The sequence below is a fragment of the Amycolatopsis sp. GM8 genome (assembly GCF_021653975.1).
In the GTDB taxonomy this organism is placed as follows: domain Bacteria; phylum Actinomycetota; class Actinomycetes; order Mycobacteriales; family Pseudonocardiaceae; genus Amycolatopsis_E.
Genome location: NZ_JAJKFK010000001.1, coordinates 984,404 through 999,095 on the forward strand (window position 1 = coordinate 984,404; position 14,692 = coordinate 999,095).

11 protein-coding genes are annotated in these 14,692 nt (G+C 68.4%); 5 read left to right on the forward strand and 6 right to left on the reverse strand.

All coding sequences use genetic code 11. The features are described from left to right. Positions 1 to 50: 50 nt before the first annotated feature. Complete coding sequence (locus tag LOZ83_RS04720) at positions 51 to 455, reverse strand: nitroreductase family deazaflavin-dependent oxidoreductase (RefSeq protein ID WP_236788937.1); 405 nt, start codon at positions 453 to 455, stop codon at positions 51 to 53. Between the two features lie 162 nt (positions 456 to 617). Here LOZ83_RS04720 and LOZ83_RS04725 point away from each other — a divergent pair, with 162 nt between their 5' ends. Both LOZ83_RS04725 and LOZ83_RS04730 read left to right on the forward strand, forming a co-directional pair. Next, complete coding sequence (locus LOZ83_RS04725; RefSeq protein ID WP_236788938.1) at positions 618 to 1,658, forward strand: LacI family DNA-binding transcriptional regulator; 1,041 nt, start codon at positions 618 to 620, stop codon at positions 1,656 to 1,658. A 201-nt stretch (positions 1,659 to 1,859) separates the two neighbouring features. Beyond that, positions 1,860 to 2,492: a TetR/AcrR family transcriptional regulator gene (locus LOZ83_RS04730; RefSeq protein ID WP_236788939.1), complete on the forward strand. Its 633-nt coding sequence runs from the start codon at positions 1,860 to 1,862 to the stop codon at positions 2,490 to 2,492. Between the two features lie 41 nt (positions 2,493 to 2,533). Here the strand turns inward: LOZ83_RS04730 and LOZ83_RS04735 are convergent, their stop codons facing one another. Together LOZ83_RS04735 and LOZ83_RS04740 are read right to left on the reverse strand one after the other, a co-directional pair. Further along, the gene (locus LOZ83_RS04735; protein ID WP_236788940.1) at positions 2,534 to 3,196 is read right to left on the reverse strand and encodes a histidine phosphatase family protein; all 663 of its coding nucleotides are present in this window, start codon (positions 3,194 to 3,196) and stop codon (positions 2,534 to 2,536) included. A 79-nt stretch (positions 3,197 to 3,275) separates the two neighbouring features. Further along, positions 3,276 to 4,445, reverse strand: coding sequence for a S8 family peptidase (locus LOZ83_RS04740; RefSeq protein WP_236788941.1), 1,170 nt, complete (start codon positions 4,443 to 4,445; stop codon positions 3,276 to 3,278). 250 nt (positions 4,446 to 4,695) lie between these two features. On the opposite strand from LOZ83_RS04740, the gene LOZ83_RS04745 reads away from it, so the two are divergent. After that, positions 4,696 to 5,571, forward strand: coding sequence for a hypothetical protein (locus LOZ83_RS04745; protein WP_236788942.1), 876 nt, complete (start codon positions 4,696 to 4,698; stop codon positions 5,569 to 5,571). A 32-nt stretch (positions 5,572 to 5,603) separates the two neighbouring features. On the opposite strand, the gene LOZ83_RS04750 is transcribed toward LOZ83_RS04745, so the two are convergent. Then, positions 5,604 to 7,244, reverse strand: coding sequence for an acyl-CoA synthetase (locus LOZ83_RS04750; protein ID WP_236788943.1), 1,641 nt, complete (start codon positions 7,242 to 7,244; stop codon positions 5,604 to 5,606). A gap of 115 nt (positions 7,245 to 7,359) precedes the next feature. Here LOZ83_RS04750 and LOZ83_RS04755 point away from each other — a divergent pair, with 115 nt between their 5' ends. Further along, positions 7,360 to 8,994 (forward strand): bifunctional 3'-5' exonuclease/DNA polymerase, encoded by a 1,635-nt coding sequence (locus LOZ83_RS04755; protein ID WP_374202621.1) that lies wholly within the window; start codon positions 7,360 to 7,362, stop codon positions 8,992 to 8,994. Positions 8,995 to 9,127: 133 nt separating this feature from the next. Beyond that, positions 9,128 to 9,508 carry a hypothetical protein gene (locus tag LOZ83_RS04760; RefSeq protein WP_236788944.1) on the forward strand — a complete coding sequence of 127 codons (381 nt, stop codon included), beginning with the start codon at positions 9,128 to 9,130 and terminating at the stop codon, positions 9,506 to 9,508. 1 nt (position 9,509) lies between these two features. Here LOZ83_RS04760 and hrpA read toward each other — a convergent pair whose 3' ends face one another. Together hrpA and LOZ83_RS04770 are read right to left on the reverse strand one after the other, a co-directional pair. Then, positions 9,510 to 13,322, reverse strand: coding sequence for an ATP-dependent RNA helicase HrpA (gene hrpA, locus LOZ83_RS04765; RefSeq protein WP_236789443.1), 3,813 nt, complete (start codon positions 13,320 to 13,322; stop codon positions 9,510 to 9,512). A 93-nt stretch (positions 13,323 to 13,415) separates the two neighbouring features. Beyond that, a complete protein-coding gene (locus LOZ83_RS04770; RefSeq protein ID WP_236788945.1) occupies positions 13,416 to 14,579 on the reverse strand; it encodes an alpha-hydroxy-acid oxidizing protein in 1,164 nt (387 codons plus the stop codon). Positions 14,580 to 14,692 lie beyond the last annotated feature (113 nt).

Consider the following 14,692-nt stretch of genomic DNA (forward strand, 5'->3'; position numbering starts at 1 on the left):
AGCCTATGCCCGCAGGTTCCGTGGTGGCGAAGGCGCCGGACCGCGGAAAATCAGGCCCGTTCGAGGACGACGATCGGGATCTGACGGTCGGTCTTCTGCTGGTAGTTGTCGTAGTCCGGCCACACCTTCGCCATGATCGACCAGAGCTTCGCGCGCTCCGCGCCGTCGGCGGTGCGCGCCTTGGCGGCGAACCTGTCGCCCTTGACCTGCACCTTCACCTGGGGGTCCGCCTGCAGGTTGAGATACCAGCCCGGGTTGGCCGGGGCGCCGCCCTTGGACGCGACGATCACGTAGTCGCCGTCGACCTCCTGATAGATGAGCGCGAACTTGCGGTCCTCGCCGGTCTTGCGGCCGGTGGTGGTGAGGACCAGCGCGGGGACACCGTCCTTCCAGTCGTGACCCACTTCACCGTCGGTCTCCTCGTAGCGGCGGACGTGCTCATCGCCGAAAAGCATCGCGTCTTTCCTTTCCTGGTAGGGAACGACCCCCTCCCGTCAGTGCAACGCAGGCTGCCCGATCGTTAATCCGACCCGATCGTGTGCATCTGACCAGGCAAAATCCGCGAATCCACCTAGAATTCGGCTCTACTGAGAGCGCTTACCGGCAAGGGAGGTCCGATGATCACCAGGAGCCACGTGACGCTCGAAGACGTCGCACAGGTCGCCAATGTGTCGCTGGCCACGGCGTCGCGAGTGCTCAACGGCACCACCAACGTCCGCGACGATCTGCGCGACCGGGTACTGGCCGCCGCGACCGACCTCGACTACACGCCGAACGTGCACGCTCAGGCGCTCGCCGGCACGTCCCGCCAGGCGGTCGGGGTCGTCTGCCACGACGCGGGCGACCCGTACTTCGCCTCGATCATCCGCGGCGTGCTGCGGGTGGCCGACCGCAACGGGCTGCTCGTCATGCTGGTGAACACGTTCAGCGATCCCGAAAAGGAGGTCGCGGCGGTGTCCGTCCTGCGCAGCCAGCGTGCCTCCGCGATCCTGCTCGCCGGCTCGGCGTTCGAGGACAAGACGTGGGAACGCGCGCTGGCGGCGGAGCTGGAACCTTATCGCCGCGGCGGCGGGCAGGTCGGTGTGCTCACGCGGCACCGCAATCTCAAGGCCGACAGCGTGCAGCCGGAGAACCGGGCCGGCGCGAAAGCGCTCGCGGAAGCGCTGCTCGGGCTGGGGCACCGGCGGTTCGCCGTGCTCACCGGCCCGCGCACGATGACCACGGTGCTCGACCGGTTCGCCGGGTTCCGGGAAGGACTTGCCGAGGCCGGGATCGAACTGTCCGAACAAGACGTGTTCGAAGGCGGCCTCGACCGGGACGGCGGCCACGCGGCGGCGGGCGCGCTGCTCGCGGCCGGGCACAAGGCGAGCTGCGTGTTCGCGGTGAACGACCAGATGGCGCTCGGCGCGATGACCGCGCTGCGTGCGGCGGGACGGTCGATTCCGGACGACGTCTCGGTCGCGGGCTTCGACGACATCCCGGTGGCGCGGGACCTGAACCCGTCGCTCACCACCGTCTCCCTGCCGCTGGAGGAGCTCGGCGAGCAGGTGCTGGACCTGGCGCTCAGCGGAACCCGCGCCGGCCGGAGCCGGGTCCGGCGGGTGGCCGCCGACGTCGTCCTGCGCGACAGCACGGCGAAGGTCCGGCGCCGCCACTGAAAATCCACAGTGGACTGCTCTACTCATAGTAGAAAACGTGTGCCAGAGCCATCCGGTGGAATTCGTCCCTACGTTCTGCACGTGCAGATTCACACGAGCGGAACCACCTGCCCAAGTAGTCATGCTCCGATCGACTGACACTCGATGACAGTTGGCGGGAAAACCGCTCACCCACTCGATAATCATGCCACGATGAGCCGTATGACAACTGCTTCCGAACCCCGCTGGCGAAGACTCGAGCCCGACCAACGGAGAGAGCAGATTTTCACCTGCGCCGCACGCTTGTTCGGTGAACGCCCGTATGCCGACGTGTCCACTTCGGACATCGCCGCCGAGGCCGGGGTGGCGCGCGGTCTGATCAATCACTATTTCGGCACGAAGCGGGAGCTGTACCTCGCCGTGATCCGCCGCGCGGTCACGATGCCGGCACCGGACACCCGGGACGACGGGATCGCCGGTTCCTTGCCCGAACGGGCACATGCGACCGTCGAATGGTTCCTCGACATGGTGCTCGACCAGGGAAAGATGTGGCTGGTCGCCACTTCGGAGGGCATCGGGCAGGACCACGAGGTGGAGCAGATCATCATGGACGCCGAACGGAAATCCGCCGAACGGCTGCTGGACGCGTTCGATCTGCCGTCGGACAGTAGTGTCCGGCCGCGGCTGAATGCGTTTTGCCGGGCTTTCGCCGGAATGGTGAAGGCCGCCGGGCGCGAATGGCTGGTACGCGGCGAACTCGACCGCGCCCAGGTGCATTTACTGCTGGACCAAACGCTGATCACGCTTCTCGAGGACGTGTTCCCGAAGGTGATCGAAGAACGCACCGCCCGCTGAGAATGTGCCGGAACGGCAAAAGCCCTGTCCCCGCTTTTCCCTCAGCGGTAGGTCAACATCCGCGAGGTCCGGCCGTCGAAATGCGAATGCTCGTTGAACGACACCAATGAGACGCCACTGCGCCCGGACACCAGTTTCGTGATCCCTCCGTTGACCGTGACCTGATGCAACTTCCGCAAGCCGGCTTCAGGACTCCCGAGCAGGTGGCCGGCGAGCGTGCCGATCACCCCGCCCGAGGTGAACACGACAGCGTTCTCTCCCTTGCCCAGCAAGGAGACCAGGTCCGCGAGCGCACCGCGCACGCGGTCGACGAACATCGGCCAGGTCTGCGCGCACGGGCTGTCGTCGCCGGCCTCGATCCACTGGTCGAGCGCGTTGTCGAGGACCGCCTGGTAGCCGCGGGGGTCGCCGGCGTCCTGCGGAGCGCCGCCCCCGTACTGGCCCACGATGTCGATGGGGTCGTACTCGTTCCACCGCGGGTCCTCGTCGGCGGGTGTCTTGACACCCAGCCAGTCGAGCACGGTCTCGGCTGTCTTTCGTTGCCGCACAAGCGACCCCGAACGTGCTTCGGTGAAGCGGACATCGCGGCGCAGGAGTTCCGCGCCGACCATCGCGCCCTGCTCGATGCCGAGCGGGGACAGCCGGTCGTAGTCCGCTTCACCGAAGGTGGCCTGACCATGTCTGATCAGGTAGATCGCTCCCATGTAAGGCCTGTCTTGAGTTGGCTCGCCTGGCGGCGCGGGTGGCGGGCCGCGCCGCTTCTCAACCTACCTACCTGCCTGCCTATTCGCCCGTGTACAGCAGCTTGTTGGGCGTACCCGCGGTCGCGTTGCTGATCTTGTCGGTGGTCGCCGCGGCGGTCAGCGCGTCGGACACCTCGGCGGGCGTCGCGTCGGGGTGATCGGCCAGGTAGAGCGCGGCCGCGCCGGTGACGTGCGGGGTCGCCATCGACGTGCCGCTGATCGTGTTGGTCGCGGTGTCGCCGGTGCCCCAGGACGAGGTGATGTTCACGCCCGGCGCGTAGAGGTCGACATCGCTGCCATAGTTGGAGAAGCTGGCCTGCCGGTCGGTCCGGTCGCTGGCGGCGACGGTGATCGCCGTCGGCACCCGGGCCGGTGAGTAGCCGCTCGCGTCGGCGCTGCTGTTGCCGGCCGCGACGGCAAACGTCACGCCCTTCGCGATCGCGCCCGCGACGGCCTGGTCGAGCGCGTCGTCGGCGGTGCCGCCGAGGCTCATGTTGGCGACCGAGGGGCCGGACGCGTTCTGCGCGACCCAGTTGATCCCGGCGACGACCTGCTCGGTGGTGCCGCTGCCGTCCGCGTCGAGCACCCGGACCGGCACGATCTTGACGCCCTTGGCGACGCCGTATTCGCTGCCGCCGATGGTGCCCGCGACATGCGTGCCGTGGCCGTTCTCGTCGGTCGGGTCGTCGTCGTTGTCGATGAAGTCGTGCCCGCCGGACACGCGGCCGCCGAAGGTCTCGTGCGTGGCGCGGACGCCGGTGTCGATGACGTACGCGGTCACGTTCGACGCCGCCGTGCTGTAGGTGTAGGACGAGTCGAGCGGGCGGTCGTGCTGGTCGATCCGGTCCAGACCCCACGAAGGCGGGTTGTCCTGGGTGTCGGAGACGTGGAAGACGTGGTTCTGCACGACGAAGGCGACGTTGCTGTCCGCGGCCATCCGCTTGGCCTCGCGCTCGGTGGCGTGGATCGAGAATCCGTGCAGCGCCGAGTCGAACGTGTGCAGGATGCTCGTGTCGTAACGGCCCGCCAGGGTCTGCGAAAGCGTGTTGACGATGCCGGCCTTCTTGAGCACCACGATGTAGCTGCCCGAGACCGCACCCGCGGTGTTCGCGTCGCGGATCTGGCCCTCCTGGGCCTGGGCGCTTGCCGTCCCGCCGGCAACGGTCACCAGCGCCACGCCGATGACGACGAACTTCCGAGCGTTACCCATGGACTGTCCTCCCCGCACGTTCTAGTGATGTGAGGCCACTCAATCGGGTTTTGAAACGCCTGGGCAACGATTCACAGTTACCAGTACTAATCCATTTGGAGTAATGCTGATCCGTTACCAATCAGACCGAAAGTAGGCGGCACGGTCCGCAGCCGAACTGCTTTAGACATCCGTTTCCGCCGTGGCTGCCGTCGGATTGGTAACGAACGGCGCTGTAAGGTAGAGGCGTAGCCGACGCGAGGCGGAGAGGGTGACCAGTTCCGACACCGCGTTCTCGAACGCGCTCCGCGCCGCGATCGCCCGCAGCGGCCTGAGCCTCGACCGTCTGCAGGCCCGGCTCCAGACCAATGGCATCCCGGTGAGCGTGACCGCGCTCAGCTATTGGCAGTCCGGCAAGCGCCAGCCCGAACGGCAAAGTTCGCTGTCGGCGGTGCGCGTACTGGAAGACGTGCTCGGACTGCGGCCCGGCGAGCTGCTGAGCCTGCTCCCGCCACCCCGCCCGCGCGGCACCGCCCGGCACCGGACGGAGCCGGTCAACTTCCCGCTGGAAGCGCTGCGGGCACTGCTCGAACGCGTCGGCGCGCCGCATGCCCTCGAACAGCAGCACCAACTCACCCTCGCCAGCCTGCACGACCGCTGCGAGATCGCGGACGACGGTGGTCAGCGCTCGATGACAGCGCGGGCGGTGTTCCAGTCCACTGCGGACGGTCAGGACCGGTGGCTGCTCGTCTACGACCATGGCGGCGCCGATCCGCCCCGTTTGCACGCTTTGCGTAATTGTCAGGCGGGCCGGGTCGAGGTCGATACCGAACACGGCCTCACCGCCGCGGAGCTGATTTTCGACCGGACCATCGATCGCGGCGAGACGCACCTGATCGAGTACACGCTCACGAACGCCGGCCCGCCCTATCCCGAGTGCGCGAACACCTACTACCGCGAGTTCCGCCGCCCGGTGCGCGAGTACCTGCTGGAGATCCAGTTCGACGCGGCGCCCGAGCGGTGCTGGCAGTACGCGCGGACCGGGGAGGCCGAGGACAGACGCGACCTGAAGCTGGACGGGACCGGTGGAGTGCACGCGGTGGCACTGGACTTCGGGCCGGGCGTGTTCGGCATCGGGTGGCGGTGAGCGCGGGAAACCGCCACCCGACAACGAAAACGTCAGCCGACGGGACGGCCGCCGAACTGCGGGCGCGCCGGGCCTTGCTCCAGCACGTTCCGCAGCACCTTGCCCGTCGCGTTCCTGGGCAACTGCGCCAGAAACTCCACATCCCGGGGCACTTTGTACCGCGCCAGGTTCGACTTCACGTACTCCCGCACGACGTCGGCGTCCAGCCGGCTCCCGTCCGCGCGCACGATGAAAGCCTTGAGCCGCTGACCGAACTGCGCGTCGGGGACGCCGATCACCGCCGCCTCGATCACGTCCGGCCGTTCCACCAGAAGGTTTTCCACCTCGACGGGGAACACGTTCTCCCCGCCCGAAACGATCATCTCGTCGTCCCGGCCGTCGATGAACAGCAGACCGTCCTCGTCGAAGTGCCCGACATCGCCGGTGGACAGCAGTCCGTCGATCAGCTCCTTGTGCCGGCCGTCGGTGTACCCGTGGAAGCTCAGCCCGCTCCCGACGAAAACCCGGCCCGTCACACCGGGTTCGGTGATCTGGTTGCCGCCCGCGTCGTACAGCGCGACCTTGCAGCCCACCGGCGCGCGCCCGACGGTGCCCGGCGCCTTGCGCCAGTCCTCGGGTGTCGCGACCGTCGCGACCGCGACTTCCGTTGAGCCGTAAAGGTTGTGGATCACGTCGCCGAAGGCGGCCGTCGCCCGGTTACCGAGGTCCGGCGACAGTGCCGAGCCCGCGACGAAGATGATCCGCAGCGACGAGGTGTCGTACCTGCTGAGCACCTGCGGCCCCAGGTCGACGATCCGCTGCAGCATCGTCGGCACCAGCACCAGCGTCGTGCACTGGTGTTCCTGCACGCCCCGCAGCGTCGCCTCCGGGTCGAACCGGCGGCGCATCACGACCTTGCAGCCCAGCGCGTACGACAGGATGAACTGCGAAACCCCGGTGCCGTGGAACAGCGGCGCGCCGAGATAGGTGGCTTCCCCGGACCGCAACGGGATCCGGTCCAGGAACTGCACCGAGGACATCAGCGAGGTGTGATCGCGCGGCGCGCCCTTGGGGGTGCCGGTGGTCCCGCTCGTCAGCAACACGAAGCCGCCGCGCCGTTCCGGGGACGGCACCGGCCGGTCGTCGGTGATCGCGATCAGCTGGTCGAGCACGGGGAAACCGTGCACCGGGGGGCGGTCGACCCACGCCAGATAGCGCTCGACATAACCCGGGACCGCGGACAGCAGCTCGGTGAACTCCTGGTCGTAGACGAGCACGGTGGCCTTCTCGCGCTGGACCACGTCGGCGAGCTGCCGCTGGCCGAACCCGGTGTTCAGCAGCACCAGGCGGGCGCCGAGCTTGCCCGCGGCCGACGTCGACAGCACCAGCCCGCGGTGGTCGCGGCACAGCGCGGCGATCACGGTGCCGGTCGTCACGCCACGCTCCGCCCAGGCCCGGGCGAGCGCGTTGGACTGCAGTTCGAGCTGCTGGAACGTGAGCGGGCCCCGGTCGTCAACGAGGCCGACATTGTTGGGGTAACGGCGGGCCGCGACCTGCGCCGCCGCCGCGAACGGACCGATTCTGCGCATCGCCAGCAGGGCGAACAGGCCCTCGTCCACGCGCGGGAAGGGGATCAGGCCCGCTCTCCACATCACCTCGACGCTGCGGACGGTCTCCGTTACCTTGCCGAGCATGGTGCCTCCGTTGGTCCGACCGGGGGAACGAACCTACCGGAGAGTAGTGAAGGACCGGCCGGGTGGCCAGGGCACCCCGCAAAAAATTGTCGGTGCTCCAGCGCAGAATCTCTGTGTGTACATCTTCGTCGGTCAGGAGGAGGACGGCACCTTTTCGGTGCTGGAATCCGCCGGCCGGCGCAGCGTCGATCTCGCCGGGCTGGCCGAGCTGGAGCGGGCACACCGGCCACGCTGGGTTTTCGCGTCGGTCGAGCGGCTGTATCCGGAGCTGGTGCGCGGCGGGCTGCGCGTGAGCAGGTGCCATGACCTGTCGCTCGCCGAGGGGTTGCTGCTCGGGCACGAGGGCCGTGGTGGTCCTCGTGGCCTGCCCGCGGCGCTGGCCCGGGCGAACGGGCAGGAGCCGCCGCCGGATGAACCGACGCACGCCGACGCGCAGCCCGCGCTGTTCGAGACCCGGGGCTCCGGGCTGCCGCCCGGCGTGGCGGAGGTCGACGCGGCGAAGATCGTACTGGCCGAACAGGAGCGCCGGGTTCGCGCGACGGAACATCCGGAGCGCCTGCGGCTGCTGATCGCGGCCGAGTCGGCGAGCGCGCTCGTCGCCGCCGAGATGACGCACGACGGATTGCCGTGGCGGCCGGACATCCACGACGAGTTGCTGACGGAGATCCTCGGTCCGCGGGTACCGGCCGGGCAGCGACCCAAGACGCTGATCGAGCTCGCCGCCCGGATCACCGAGGTGTTCGGCGGCAAACCGGTGAACCCGGACAGCCCGGCTTCGATCGCGCGCGCCTTCAGCCGCGAGGGGATCTCGATCTCCTCGGCGCGGGCACATGTGCTGCGCCAGATCGACCATCCCGCGGTGCCACTGCTGATCGAGTACCGCGAACTGTCCCGGTTGTATTCGGCCAACGGCTGGACGTGGCTCGACGAGTGGGTGCACGACGGCCGGTTCCGCCCGGCGTGGGTGGTCGGCGGGGTGGTCTCGGGGCGGTGGGCCAGCCAGGGCGGTGGTGCGCTGCAGATTCCGAAGACGCTGCGGGTGTGCGTGCGCGCGGATCCGGGCTGGAAGCTCGTGGTCGCGGACGCGGCGCAGCTCGAACCCCGGATCCTGACAGCGCTTTCCGGGGACCGGCGCCTCGCCGAGGTGTCGGCGTCGACGGACCTGTACGCGCGACTGGCCGAGGCGATGTTCCCGGTGGTGGACGAGAAATCGCGTGGCCGGGCGAAGATCGCGATGCTGTCGGCGATGTACGGCGGCACGGCCGGTGAGGCGTCGTCGCTGCTCGCCTTGCTGCGCCAGCGTTTCCCGGACGCGGTGTCCTATGTGGAGCGTGCCGCGCAGGCCGGGGAGCGTGGTGAGCGAGTGCGCTCGCGGCTGGGGCGTACCTCCCCCGCGCCGTCCGAGGCGTGGCGCGCGCTGACCGGCGCGGCCGAGGACGACGGCCGCGCCCGGCAGGCGTCGCGCAACTGGGGCCGGTTCACACGCAACTTCGTGGTCCAGGCCAGCGCCGCCGATTTCACGGCGGTCCTGCTCGCCACCCTGCGCAGCCGCCTGCCGGCGCGAGCGCAATTGGTTTTCTTCCAGCACGACGAGGTCATCGTGCACGCGCCGGACGACCTGGCCGGCGAGGTCCCGGCCCTGATCGAGTCCTCGGTCGCCGAGACGTCAGCCCTGATGTTCGGAGCGTCCTGCCCGGTCCACTTCCCCATGCACACCGCAGTGGTAGACACCTACGCGGACGCGAAGTAGCGATTGCCTGTACCTGACCTGTCGGGTCTACTTGTGTCTTCGCTCTCGTCGACGACGAGAAGCAAGAAAAACTCGAGGCCATAGCCACTTTCTCGGACCCGCGCGTCAGCTCGCAGGTGCCCTGAACCGTGCCGTGGATGGCGTCCCCCAGAGCATTAAAGCAGCAGTCGAACAGCTGGCAGCCGTCATCACCAAAGACCTCGAACTCGGAGCACCCATGGCGGAGTTCGTCCCACTGCTCCGGCACGCCCCGGTGGACGGAACGCGGACCTCTATCGACAAACGGCGCGAGTATTCGACGATCTCGAATCAGGAAGATTCCGCACCCCAATTGCATGACGAGAGAGGTGGCCTTGACGAGGCTGATCGGATCAACACGGATGACGACAAACTCACGGACATCTCACCGAAATGTTTCGATGGTCGAATAGAGCCAGAAGGGGCCCTCGATCACTGGTTCGAGTTGTTCCGTTCCGAAGACGAGCGTGATCCGGAACGCGGCTTTCGGCGGTGAGTCAGGCCGCCGCGTCGAGGGCTTTGAGGATGCGCTTGGTGGACACCGGGTACGCGGTGCCGAGGGTTTGCGCGAAGTAGCTGACCCGCAGTTCTTCCAGCATCCAGCGGACATCGACGAGCGCCGGGCCTGGGTCGACGCCCGGTGGCAGGGTATCGACCACGCTTTGGTACTCGCCGCGGAGCCATTGCACGTCCCGCATCAGGTCGAGGTCTTTCGCGGCGGCGCTGGAGAGTTTCTCGATCCGGCGCTCGATCGCGCGCAGGTACCGGACCAGGTTCGGCAGCCGGTCGAAACCCGTCGCGGTGACGAAACCCGGGAACACCAACGCATCCAGCTGCTGCCGGATGTCTGCGAGCGACTCCGCCGGGCCACGGGCATCGGCCAGGCGGGTTTCCACATCGTTGGCCGCGCGCAGGATATGCTCCACTTCGGACAGTACATCCAGGACAGTCGGGTTCACCCCGCCGCGGACCTTTTCCAGCAGCACGGCGAACCCGGCCTCCTCCCACACCGGCCCACCGTTGTCGGCAATCAGCTTGTCCACCGCGCAGTTCACGCAGTCTTCCAGCAAACCCGCCACGCTGCCATGCGGATTCCGTCCCAGCACCAGCTTCGCGGAGTTCGACAGGCTGCGGCTGATGAACTTCATCGGCGACGGAAGGTTCAGCCGCAACAGCTTCCGCGTACCCAGCCACATCTGCTGCCGCTGCTGGACCGGCGTGTCGAGCATCCGCACGGCCACGCTCTCGCCCTCGTCGACGAGCGCGGGAAACGCCTTCACCTCATGCCCGCGCTGGGTGCTCGCGAACACCCGCGGCAGCTCACCGAACGCCGGCCTGGTCAGCCCGCCACGCTCGATACTGTTGGCCGCCTTGGAAATCGTCGCCCGGACCTGCCCGCTCAGCTGCTCCTTCAGCGCGGCGAGATCCTTGCCCTCACGGAGTTTCCGGCCCCTCTCGTCCACCACACGGAAGCTCACGCGCAAATGCTCGGGCACGGTGGAAAGCTGCCACGCGTCCGGCGGCACGGCCACCCCGCGCAGCTCCTCCAACTCCGCCGCCAGCACGTCGAGCAGTGGGCCGTCGGCTGGCGAAACCCTTGACAGCACATACTTCGCGGTGTCCGGCGCCGGGACGAAATTGCGCCGCAACACCTTCGGCAACGACTTGATCAGCGCCGTCACCAGCTCCTCACGCAGACCCGGCACCTGCCAGTCGAACCCGTCGGGCGTGATCTGGTTCAGCACCGGGAGTGGAATGTGGACGGTCACGCCGTCGGCATCGGCGCCCGGCTCGAACTGGTAGGTCAGCGTCAGCGCCTGCGAGCCCCGCACCCACGTGTCCGGGTAGTCGGACTCGCGCACCTGCTGCGCCGACGCGTTGATCAGCATGGCCTTCTCGAAGTTGAGCAGGTCCGGCTGATCGTGCCGGGTCTTCTTCCACCAGCTGTCGAAATGCCGCCCGGACACCACTTCCTCGCCGACCCGCTGGTCGTAGAACTCGAACAGCGTCTGGTCGTCGACCATCAGATCCCGGCGGCGGGCCCGGTTCTCCAGGTCCTCGACCTCGTCGAGCAGGGCGCGGTTTTCGGCGAAGAACTTGTGGTTCGTGTCCCAGTCGCCCTCGACCAGCGCGTGCCGGATGAACAGCTCGCGCGACAGCGACGGGTCGATACGGCCGTAGTTCACCTTGCGGTCGGCCACCAGCGGCACGCCGTACAGCGTCACGCGCTCGTTCGCCATCACCGCACCGCGCTTACGTTCCCAGTGCGGCTCGGAGTAGTTGCGCTTGACCAGATGCCCGGCGAGCGGCTCGACCCATTCCGGCTCGATACGCGCGTTCACCCGCGCCCACAACCGCGACGTCTCGACCAGCTCGGCGGAAATCAGCCAGCGCGGCTGCTTCCGGAACAGCGCGGAGCCCGGGAACACCGCGAACCGCGCGCCGCGGGCACCGACATAGTCACCCTTGTCGGGATCCTTCAACCCGATGTGCGACAACAACCCGGCGATCAGCGAAACGTGCACGCGCTGCGGGTCGGCCGGTTCGCTGTTGAGTGTGACGCCGAGCGGCTTGGCGAGCTGGCGCAGCTGGCTGTAGATGTCCTGCCATTCGCGCACGCGCAGGTAGTTGAGGAACTCGGTCCGGCACAGCTTGCGGAACTGGTTGCTGGAAAGGGCTTTCTGCTGCTCCCGCAGGTACTCCCACAGGTTCAGGTACGCCAGGAAGTCCGAGGTCTTGTCGATGAACCGGGCGTGCTGTTGCTGTGCGGCCTCCTGCTTGTCCGCCGGACGCTCACGTGGGTCCTGAATGGACAGTGCCGCGGCGATGATCATCACCTCGCGGACACAGCCGTTCTTCGCTGCCTCCAGCACCATCCGGCCCAGCCGCGGGTCGACGGGCAGCTGCGCCAGGCCGCGCCCGGTCTCGGTCAGCTTCCCGGACTCCAGTGCGCCGAGCTCCTGCAGAAGCTGTACGCCGTCGGCGATCTGGCGGCGGTCCGGCGGTTCGACGAACGGGAACGCCGCGATGTCCCCGAGTCCGAGCGAAGTCATCTGCAGGATCACGGACGCGAGGTTGGTCCGCAGGATCTCCGGGTCGGTGAACTCCGGCCGCGACTCGAAATCCTCTTCCGTGTACAGCCGAATGCAGATACCGTCAGACGTACGGCCGCTGCGACCCTTACGCTGGTTGGCAGACGCCTGCGAGACCGGTTCGATCGGCAGCCGCTGCACCTTGGTGCGGTGGGAATACCGCGAAATCCGGGCCGTACCAGGGTCGATGACATACTTGATACCCGGCACGGTCAGCGAGGTCTCGGCGACGTTCGTGGCGAGCACGATCCGGCGCCCGGCGTGGCGCTGGAACACGCGATGCTGGTCCGCCGCGGAAAGCCGCGCGTACAGCGGGAGGATCTCCGTATTTCGGCGGTCCTGTTTGGACAGTGCGTCGGCGGTGTCGCGGATTTCCCGTTCGCCGGAAAGGAAGACCAGGATGTCGCCCGGCTCCTCGGCGCACAGTTCGTCGACCGCGTCGGAGATCGCCGTGACCTGGTCCCGTTCCTGGTCGTCCGGCCGGTCCGGGTCGACGATGGGCCGGTAGCGCACCTCGACCGGATAGGTGCGCCCGGACACCTCGACGATCGGCGCATCCCCGAAGTGCGCCGAGAACCGCTCGGGATCGATCGTCGCGGAGGTGATGATCACCTTGAGATCGGGGCGGCGCGGCAGGAGTTGCTTGAGGTAGCCGAGCAAGAAGTCGATGTTGAGACTGCGCTCGTGCGCCTCGTCGATGATCAGCGTGTCGTACCGGCGGAGCATCCGGTCGGTCTGGATCTCGGCGAGCAGTATGCCGTCGGTCATCAGCTTGACCAGCGTGTCGTCGCCGCTGGAATCGGTGAACCGGACCTTGTACCCGACCGTGCCGCCCAGCTCCGTGCCCAGTTCGCTCGCGATCCGCTCGGCGACGGTGCGCGCGGCGAGGCGGCGGGGTTGGGTGTGCCCGATCTGCCCGCGCACGCCGAGGCCCAGTTCGAGGCAGATCTTCGGCAGCTGCGTGGTCTTGCCCGACCCGGTCTCGCCCGCGACGATCACGACCTGGTTGTCCCGGATCGCGGCCGCGATGTCGTCCCGGCGCTGGCTGACCGGCAGCTCGGCGGGGTAGGTGATCTTCGGCAGGCTTTCCCGCCGCTGCCGGACCCGCAGCTCCGCGGCGTCCACGTCCCCCGCGAGCTGCCGCGCGATGCGCTCGGGATCCCGCGATTTGCGCGCACCGTCGAGCCGGCGACGGAGCCGGTGCTCGTCGCGCAACATCAACTCGGGCAGCCTGGCCCGCAGCTCAGCAAGGGGGGATGGCGTAGACATACGGCTCCCAGTCTAGCCGCCGCGCGCCACGGGATTTCGGCGTCAGCCTCGCTGCAGGGCGGCCGGTGTCAGCTCCCCCGGCGTCCGGTACCCGGCCAGCCCGAGCGTCAGTTCCAGCTCCGCGAGCAGGCTGCGCAGCACGTGCCGCACCCCGTCCTCCCCGCCCAGCGCCAGCCCGTACACAAAAGGCCGGCCGAGCAGGACCGCCTTCGCGCCCAGCGCCAGCGCCTTGAACGCGTCGGCCCCCGTGCGCACACCCGAGTCGAACAGGATCTCCGCCTGGTCGCCGACCGCCCGCGCGATACCCGGCAGGGCTTCGAGCGCGCCGAGCGCCCCGTCGACCTGGCGGCCGCCGTGGTTGGACACCACGATCCCGTCCACCCCGGCATCGACCGCGCGCCGCGCGTCGTCGATGTGCTGGATGCCCTTGAGCAGGATCGGGCCGTCCCACAGCTCGCGCAGCACCGGCAACTGGCCCCAGTGGCGGTCGGTCCCGGTGAACATGCCGATCCAGTGCAGGATCGCCGTCGGCTGGTCCTCCTCCGGGGTTTTCTCCAGCCGCGCCCGGAACGCCGGGTCGGACATCGGGATCGCGGTGCCCTCGTTCCTGATGAACGGCAGGTACGCGCGGTCGAGATCCCGCGGCCGCCAGGCGAGCGTCCAGGTGTCGAGGGTGACGACGAGCGCCGTGAAACCGGCTTTGCGCGCCCGCTCCAGGATGCTCGCGCAGACGTCCGGATCGTTGGGCCAGTACAGCTGGAACCAGCGCGGCCCGTCTCCGCTCGCGTCCGCGACCTGTTCGATCGTGCGGGACGAGGCGGTGGACAGGATCATCGGCAGGCCGAGGCCCGCGGCCGCGCGCGCCGTCGCCAGCTCGGCCTCGGGGTGCGCGATCGACTGCACGCCAACAGGAGCGAGCAGGACCGGCGCGGGCAACTGGGTGCCGAACACCGTGGTGGTCAGGTCGCGGTCGGTCGCGTCGGCCAGCATCCGGGGCACGATCTTCCAGCGGTCGAACGCCTCCCGGTTGGCCCGCATCGTCGTGCCCGCACCGGCGCCGCCCGCGACGTAACCGAGGGCCTCCGGGGTGAGCACCGCCGCGGCGGCCTCTTCGAGCGCGGTCAGGTCGGTGCTCATCGGCGGGGTCGTGCCGGCCAGCCCTTGCAGGTAGATCTCGTTCTGGTAGCCACCGAATCGCCCGGCCACGCGCACCTCCTCGTCGACGCTGGGCGCAGCCTACGTCTTCCGCGTAGCGGTCAGGGTACGGACCGCGTCAGGAATAGAAACGATGTTGTGGTCGTTCGGCCAGCGGTAGAACG

Coding starts and splice junctions, on each gene's coding strand:
- LOZ83_RS04720 (WP_236788937.1), bottom strand. CDS start 455: ATGCTTTTCGGCGATGAGCACGTCCGCCGCTACGAGGAGACCGACGGT.
- LOZ83_RS04725 (WP_236788938.1), top strand. CDS start 618: ATGATCACCAGGAGCCACGTGACGCTCGAAGACGTCGCACAGGTCGCC.
- LOZ83_RS04730 (WP_236788939.1), top strand. CDS start 1,860: ATGACAACTGCTTCCGAACCCCGCTGGCGAAGACTCGAGCCCGACCAA.
- LOZ83_RS04735 (WP_236788940.1), bottom strand. CDS start 3,196: ATGGGAGCGATCTACCTGATCAGACATGGTCAGGCCACCTTCGGTGAA.
- LOZ83_RS04740 (WP_236788941.1), bottom strand. CDS start 4,445: ATGGGTAACGCTCGGAAGTTCGTCGTCATCGGCGTGGCGCTGGTGACC.
- LOZ83_RS04750 (WP_236788943.1), bottom strand. CDS start 7,244: ATGCTCGGCAAGGTAACGGAGACCGTCCGCAGCGTCGAGGTGATGTGG.
- hrpA (WP_236789443.1), bottom strand. CDS start 13,322: ATGTTGCGCGACGAGCACCGGCTCCGTCGCCGGCTCGACGGTGCGCGC.